The sequence below is a fragment of the Cellulomonas sp. Leaf395 genome (genome assembly GCF_001424125.1).
Lineage (GTDB): Bacteria > Actinomycetota > Actinomycetes > Actinomycetales > Cellulomonadaceae > Cellulomonas.
Genome location: NZ_LMQI01000005.1, coordinates 528,101 through 535,896, shown reverse-complemented (window position 1 = coordinate 535,896; position 7,796 = coordinate 528,101). Strand labels below are relative to the sequence as shown.

The 7,796-nt window shown below is 72.0% G+C and carries 4 protein-coding genes; 1 reads left to right on the top strand and 3 read right to left on the bottom strand.

The genetic code is table 11. The features are described 5' to 3' along the window. Positions 1-1,645: glycoside hydrolase family 6 protein (locus ASG23_RS17070; RefSeq protein WP_442856825.1), on the bottom strand; the 1,645-nt coding region annotated here is incomplete at its 3' end. Positions 1,646-1,819: 174 nt separating this feature from the next. After that, positions 1,820-2,809, bottom strand: coding sequence for a LacI family DNA-binding transcriptional regulator (locus ASG23_RS17065; protein ID WP_235521202.1), 990 nt, complete (start codon positions 2,807-2,809; stop codon positions 1,820-1,822). 167 nt (positions 2,810-2,976) lie between these two features. Here ASG23_RS17065 and ASG23_RS17060 point away from each other — a divergent pair, with 167 nt between their 5' ends. Next, entirely contained in the window at positions 2,977-5,712 is a 2,736-nt protein-coding gene (locus ASG23_RS17060; protein WP_327019479.1) for a substrate-binding domain-containing protein, read from the top strand. A 65-nt stretch (positions 5,713-5,777) separates the two neighbouring features. Here ASG23_RS17060 and ASG23_RS17055 read toward each other — a convergent pair whose 3' ends face one another. Then, positions 5,778-7,574: a DEAD/DEAH box helicase gene (locus tag ASG23_RS17055; RefSeq protein WP_056027530.1), complete on the bottom strand. Its 1,797-nt coding sequence runs from the start codon at positions 7,572-7,574 to the stop codon at positions 5,778-5,780. Between the last annotated feature and the right edge of the window lie 222 nt (positions 7,575-7,796).

Below are 7,796 nucleotides of genomic sequence, written 5' to 3'. Positions count from 1 at the left end.
CGTCCTTGGCCTTGACCGTGAACGAGTACGCGGTGCCGGCGGTSAGGCCGGTCACGGTGTAGCTCGTCGAGGTGGTCGTGCCCACCAGCGTGGTGCCGCGGTAGACGTCGTAACCGGTGACGGCCACGTTGTCGGTGGACGCGGTCCAGGACAGCGGGACCGCCGTCGTCGTGGCGGTGCCCGCCGTCAGGGCAGTCGGAGCCGAGGGCGGCGTGGTGTCGACCGGGGGAGGAGTGGTGCCGCCGCCGGCGATGACCGGGTAGGCGTTGGCGACGAGGGTCTTGAACTGGTCCTCGAACCACTGTCCGGCGAGCGGCGCGTTCGGCGTGGCGCCGGTCAGCTGGTTGGCCAGCTTGGGCGACACGAAGGTCGGGTCGCACATGCGGTCGAACCGCTTGCCCTGGTCGTTCGCGATCTCCGACGACGCACCGTCGGACTCACCCGGAGGCTTGATCCAGACGAAGGCGTCCAGGTGCGAGGCGGTGTAGCCGGAGGGCGACGACTGCGGGAGCTCGCCGATGCCCGCACCCAGCGGGTTGCACCACGCGCCACGGTGGGCGCGCTTGTCCACGCGGGACTCGTTCACGTAGGTGTTGTGGTTGGTGCTGGTCGACACCGCGGTCGGACGGGCAGCGCCGCCCCAGCCGTTGCGAGAGGTGTCGACGAGCATCCCGAGCGAGGACGGGAACCCGGCGCCGACGAGCAGGCGGTGCATGTGCGCCGTGAAGTCGATCTCGTCGAAGTCGAAGTTCCACTCGTAGAACGAGCTCGAGCGGATCGGCGTGCCACCGACCGAGATCGTGGAGTCCGGCAGGTACGGCTCGTTGAGCGGCGTCGTGTTGGCGACGTCGCTGACGAAGCCGTCGACCGACGCGAACCCGGCGGTGGTGGACTTCGCCACGTCGGCGAACAGCGTGGCGGCGGGACCGGCGTTGCTGTCCCAGCCGAGCCAGCCCGAGTGGCCGATGTCGATGTAGTTGTAGACGTTGGGGATGGCGTGGAGCTTGTCGAGCGCGTACTTCACGCCGGCCTTGTAGTACGGCGCCGCCTGCTGGCACAGGGGCTCGCCGATGTTCGTCACGAGGTTCGGCAGCGAGTCCGGCTCGATCGTCGCCGAGATGCGGATGTCCGCGTACTTGGGATCGCTGAGCAGCTTGGCGATCTCGTCGATGTACTCCGTCTTGTACCGGGCGAGGCCGGCGTCGGTGGCGGGAAGCTCACCGTTGGACGCGAGGGCGTAGCAGTCGCGGCCGGGCAGGTCGTAGATGACGATGTTGAAGACGATCGGGCCGGAGCCCTTCTGGGCAAGCGCGTTGTCCAGGTGGAACTTCAGGCCGTTGCCGTCGGCGTTGCCGGTGATGGCGCTGATGCGGTCCATCCAGACGGCGGTCGGCTGCTTGGCCACCGTCCGCATCTTCGCGGCCAGGCTGGCGTCGCCGGCACGTGTGGCAGCGCTCTCAACCGCTGCCGCGTAGGTGGGGTTCACGTACTGGGTCGCACCTGCATAGGGGTTGTCGACGTGCGCCTCGGCGGCGCTCGCGCTGGTGGTGATGCACAGGGGGGCTGCGAGCAGCGCCATCGCTGCTGCTGCGGTCGTCGCGACGCGCAGGCGCTGCTTCACCGCTTTCTTGCCGTGTGTGGACACGTAGTCCTCCGGGTGTCGTTCGGCGCTCCCGGTCGGCCGTCCCGTCCGGGCGCATGTCGGCCGGGAAAGTCCACGGCGACTGGTCGTAGATCACCATGCGGACTTTCCGGGCGGGACGGGACGAAACGTTTAAGTTGTCTCCGTTATCAAAACGTGATGCGCATGAGAGCGTTCTCATCTTGAGCGCGGTCCGGTGCTCCCGCGCACGGCGAGACCTCCGATCTGCAGCTCCCGGCGGGCGCGCAGGTCGCCGTCGAGCACCGCCAGGACGGCCTCCCCGGTGGCTGTCCCCAGCTCGCGCTGGGCCGAGGGGAGGGTCGTGATCGACGGTGTGGCGAGCCGGCAGAGGGCCGAGTCCGAGCCCGCGATCACCGACAGGTCCCACGGCACGGTGAGGCCCGTCCGCCGCGCGACGTCGAGTGCCGCGACCGCCATCTGGTCCGAGTCGTAGACGATCGCGGTGGGTGCGCGCCCGCTCGTCAGCAACCGTCTGGTCGCCACCGCGGCCTCCTCGGCGGTGCCCCCGGTGGCCTCGTGGACCAGCACGCCGCTCGCCGCGTCGAGCACGCTCGCGAGGGCCGCGACGCGTTCCCGGGTCCGCACGAGCTCCTTCGGACCGCTGACGAGAGCCACGTGCCGATGCCCCAGCTCGAGCAGGTAACGCCCGACGCGGACGAACGCCTCGGCATTGTCGAGGCTCACCGAGGCGAGGTCCACATCGCTCTGACCTGCACTGACGATCACCGCGGGGGCGCGGAGACGTCGCAGCGCGTCGATCCGCGGATCTTCCGCGAGCACGTCCGTGACGACCATGACGTCGAACCGGCGCTCGGCCCACCACTCGCTGTACAGGGCGACGGCGGCCTCCGGTCCGTCGACGAGCTGGAGCACCAGAGCCAGGTTCCGGGTCGCCAGCACCTCCTGCAACGAGATGATGAACTCGAGCACGCCGGTCGCCTGGGCCACCGGTCCGGCGGCACCGCGATCGAACACCAGACCGATGGCGCGCGGCCCCGTGCGCATGGACCTGGCGGCAGCGCTGGGGCGCCAGCCGAACTCGTCCGCGACGCGCAGGACGCGTTCGCGGGTCGCCGCGGAGACGCCCGGCCGGCCGTTGAGCGCGTAGGACACGACCGCGATCGAGACGCCCGCGGCACGGGCCACGTCGGTGATCGTCGGACGGCGCGCCGGCGCCGGTGCCGGCGTCGGGGAAGAGGCGGGGGAGGACGGCCCGGACGACGGCGTCGAAGGCGACGCGGAAGAGCCGGGTGCTCCGGAGTCATATGCAGGTGTGACCACGATCGCCTAGTCTGACGCCCGATGCGGCTGAAATGCATCATCTCGGCTCCGACGACGTGGGCGAGGGATGTGGGGTCATGGGAACAGTGCGGCGTGGGCCGGTCTCACCGACGGCGAGAAGAACGATCGGTGTGCTCTCGCCGGTGGTAGGCGGTTTCTACTTCGGGGCCCTGATCGCTGGGGTGGCACGAGCGGCACGGGCCGCAGGGCATCGCGTGGTCGCCGTGCAGACATACCCGGCAGGGCTCGACAGGGAGCGGTACCCGGACGAGTCGATCCTCGACGCGCCCGTGGCCCTCGGTGCCGTCGACGGGCTCGTCGTGGTCGGCAAGGCGCTTCGCAGCGACCGGCTCGCCTCCGTGCAGCAGTGGGGTCTGCCCCTCGTGCTCGTGAGCGAGGAGCCGCAGTCCGGCGACGACGCTGTCGTCCTGCCCGACAACCTGGGCGGCGTGCGCGCGGCCGTCGAGCACCTGCTCGGGCACGGGCACACGGCGATCGGCTTCGTCGGCTGCCTGACGCAGCGGGACATGCGTGAACGGTTCGCCGCCTACCGCGCGACGCTCGCCGACCACGGCATCGAGCCGCCGGACGGCTGGATCTACGAGGCGTCGGACAACCACGAGCAGGGCGGCGCGGACGCCGCTGCCAAGCTGCTGTCGAGCGGGTCCCCGACGACGGCGGTGATCGCGGCGACGGACCGGAACGCGATCGGCTTCCAGCGAGCGCTGCGGGCCGCCGGCATGGTGCTCCCGCGCGACCAGGCGGTGATCGGGTTCGACCACGCCGACTCCGGCGCACGCGTGACGCCCCGGCTGTCCACGGTGGACGCGCACTACGACCGGGTCGGCGAGACGGCGGTGTCCCTGCTGCTGTCCCGGATGCGCGGTGAGGACGTCCCCGGCGGTGAGTACCGTGCCCCGTCGACCCTCGTCCTGCGCGAGTCCTGCGGGTGCACGGAGTCCGCCCGGTCGGCGCCGGCCACGGGGTCCGGAGCGGGCAGCCGCAGCGGGTACCAGGTCCTGCGAGCCCTGGCCGGGACGGCCTTCATCGGTCCGTCGGGCCTGGGCGGAGCACGACGCAGCGGGGTGGCGCCACGCGAGACGTGGTGGCACGCCGTGGTGGAGCCGATCGAGACGGCAGCGGAGCGCGGGTCTGTTCCCGGTGCCGCCACGCTGGCTCGCCTCGCCGACGTCACGTCCGCGATGCAACCGCACCCGGAGGCGCTCGAACAGCTCGTCCTCTGCCTGCGAGGGGTGGAGTCCGATGTGGTGGAAGCGCTCTCGCGTCCGGAGCACGAGACGGCGGTCCGGCGTGCCGTCACGGAGGTGCTCCTCGCTCTGACCAAGGGCTGCACCCGCGCCATGCTGGCCCGCAGCGGGCAGCTCGAGCGCACGATCGTCGACCAGTACGAGGTCGACATGGACCTCCTGCGGGGCGACGGCGCCAGCCCGCGCGCCCTGGGATGGCTCCCGCGGGGCGTCCGAGGTCACGCCTGTCTCGGGCTGTGGCTCGGGGCCGACCGGGGACCCGGGGACCGCGAGATGGAGGTCGTCGGCGTGCACGACACGTCGGGCACCCTGTCGCGCCTGGTCGGCGCACGGACGACAGCCAGCCAGTTCCCTCCGGCGGCGCTGACGCGCGCCGGCACGGTCGGGTCGAACGAGCTGACCTTCGTCGTCCCGGTGACCTTCGGCGGGAGCGACTGGGGGCTGCTCGCCATCGACGGCACAGTGGAGACGCGGGCGACGAGCGCCCGGGACCGGTTCAACCACTGGGCTGCCCTGCTGGCGGTCGCTCTGGACCAGGAGCGGCTGCTCGCCAACCTGCGGGAGCAGCGGCGCGCGCTGGAGCAGGCGGCCGCCCGTGAGCGGTCCCTGGCGGACACGGTGCGGGCGAGCGAGGAGCGCTACGCACTCGCCTCCATGGCCGCGCACGACGGCACGTGGGACTGGGACGTCTCGGCCGGCACGGTGTACTACTCGCCTCGCTGGAAGCAGACGCTGGGCTACGACGACGCCGTGATCGGCGACTCGCCGGGGGAGTGGCTCGAACGCGTGCACCCGGCCGACCGGGACGAGCTCTCCGCGTCGATCGCCTCGCAGCTGGCCGGTGCCGGCTCACCGCTCGAGCTCGAGCACCGCGTCCGGACGTCGTCCGGCGACTACCGGTGGATGCTGTGTCGTGCCGTGACCGTTCTGGACGACGCCGGCTGTCCGGCTCGCCTGGTGGGTGCGTTGGTGGACGTCACGGAGCGTAAGGAGCAGGAGATCGCCCTGCAGCGCGACGCTCTGCGGGATCCCGAGACAGGCCTGGTCAACCGGCTGCTGTTCCTCGACAGGCTGGGTGCTGCCGTGCTGCGCACCCGACGGTCACCCGGCTACGACTGCGCGCTCGCCCTCGTCCGGGTGCTCGACGGTCCCTCGATCCCCACGCAGGGACGACCCGGTCCGGACGACGACGCACGCCTCGACCTGCATCGGGAGCTGGTCCGACGTCTGCGTCGGCCGCTGCGCGAGGGGGACACGCCCGCGCGCATCGCGGAGGACGACTTCGTGGTGCTGCTGGACGACGTCGGCCCTGGTGGGGTGCCCGCCCGGCTCTCGCTCCTGCTGGACCAGCTGCGTCAGGAGCTCGGTTCGCGGCTCGCCATCGGAGTCCTCGGCAGCATCCGCGGGTTCCGGGACGTGGGCGAGGTGCTGCGCGAGGCGGACATCACCCTGCTGCGCGGCGCGTCCCGGCACGGACGCTCCGGCTCCGTGGTGCGGTAGCCGGAGCCGGGGCAGCACGACGCCCCTGCCTCCCGGTGACGGGAGACAGGGGCGTGGTCGTGCGGTCAGCTGCGGCCGCGTGCCGGACCGTGCGTCGGGCGTGAGGCGCCGTGCCCCGGGCGCGGGCCCGAGTCGAGACGGATGCGCAGCGGCCGACCGGCGACGCGCGTGCGGGCGAGCCGGTCGATCACGTCGGCGGAGAGCCCGGCGGGGATGTCGACGAGCGCGAAGCTGCCGTAGATGTCGATCTTGCCGACGTCCTTGCCGGTCAGCCCGCCCTCACCCGTGAGCGCACCCACGAGGGCCCCCGGCTGGAGGCCGTCTCGGTGACCGACGGCGACGCGCCACCGGGGCGAGCCGCCGGCGATGTGCGTGTCGGAACGACGACGCTCGCCGCGCTCGGGCCGGTCGGAGCGGTCGTTGCCACGGTCGCTGCCGCCGGTCAGGTGGGCGCGGGAGAGCGCGTCGTCGAGGTCGTCGCCGTGCTGGACGGCCACAGGGCCCTCGTCACCGACGGCGAGCGCGGTCACGACGGCGAGCAGCTCGAAGGGGTCGACGTCCGGGTTCTGGGCGAGGTGAACCGCGATGGCCTCGCGGTACAGGTCCAGGCGGTCGAGCTCGGTGCGCGCCGCGGTCCGTGCCAGCAGGGTCTGCACCCGGTGGGCGGACACCTCGGCGGGCGAGGGGATCTCGACCTGGATGAGCGACTGACGCGTGGTGCGCTCGATCTGGCGGAGGCGCGACTGCTCGGACGGTGTGACGAACGACAGAGCCTCGCCCTCGCGTCCGGCACGGCCCGTGCGGCCGATGCGGTGCACGTACGTCTCCGGCTCGCGGGGCACGTCGAAGTTGACGACGAGCCCGATCCGGTCGACGTCGAGCCCGCGCGCGGCGACGTCGGTGGCGACGAGGACGTCGAGGGCCCCCGTGCGCAGCCGGTCGACGATCTTCTCGCGCTCGGTCTGGGCGACGTCCCCGGAGATGTACGCCGCGGAGATGCCGCGCTCGATCAACGCGCTGCCGACCTCTTCGGCCGCACCACGGGTCCGGACGAAGACGATCGCCGCGTCAGCGGGCGACACGGCGAGCACGCGGGCGAGCGCGCCGGTCTTGTGTCGGTGCGGGACGACGGCGTAGGTCTGCCGGACGCTCGTCACCGTGGACGCCTGACGCGAGACGGTGATCTCCACCGGGCGGTTGAGGTGCTGCTCGGCGACCCGGCGGATCTGCGGCGGCATCGTGGCGGAGAACAGGGCGACCTGCCGCTCGCGGGGGGCTGCGGAGAGCACCTTGTCGACGTCCTCCGCGAAGCCCATGCGCAGCATCTCGTCTGCCTCGTCGAGCACGAGGAAGCGGACGTTGTCCATCTTCAGCGTGCGGCGGTCGAGGTGGTCGAGGACGCGGCCGGGGGTGCCGACGACGACCTGCGCACCGCGGGCCAGCGCGCGCTGCTGCGGGAGGAACGGCGACCCGCCGTACACCGCGAGGACGTTCAGGCCGGGGAGATGCGTCGCGAACGACTGGATGGCGTCGGCGACCTGCATCGCCAGCTCGCGCGTCGGGGTCAGCACGACCGCCTGGACGGCCGGCAGGTCGTAGTCGATCGCTGCCAGGAGCGGCAGGCCGAAGGCGGCGGTCTTGCCGGTGCCGGTCTGGGCGACGCCGACGATGTCACGGCCGCTCAGCAGCGCGGGGACGGCCTGGGACTGGATGGCGGACGGCACGGTGAAGCCGAGGTCGGAGATCGCGGCCTCGAGGGCCGGCGGCAGGCCGAGGTCGGAGAAGGTGGCGTCAGCGGGAATCTGAGGGGGCTGAGAAGGCTGCGCAGGCGCAGAAGGCGCAGAGGACAGGGCAGAGCTCATGAAATGGGGAACCGATCATCGCGGGGCGGAGCCCTGAACCGTGCACCGGGTCGGCGAACAGCGGGTCGCAGCCCCGGACCACCCAGCGGCAACCGCTCACGCGATGCCTAGACCACACGACGCGAGGCGGGCCCCGACCGGCTCAGCGGTGGTGGCCACGCCTCGAAGGGGGACGCGACGAACTCCAGATTCGTGAAGGAGTCTACCGGTCGGACGTCGATG

What these genes read in the sequence shown, in the direction of transcription:
- ASG23_RS17060 (WP_327019479.1), top strand. Translation starts at nt 2,977, where the DNA reads ATGCATCATCTCGGCTCCGACGACGTGGGCGAGGGATGTGGGGTCATG.
- ASG23_RS17055 (WP_056027530.1), bottom strand. Translation starts at nt 7,574, where the DNA reads ATGAGCTCTGCCCTGTCCTCTGCGCCTTCTGCGCCTGCGCAGCCTTCT.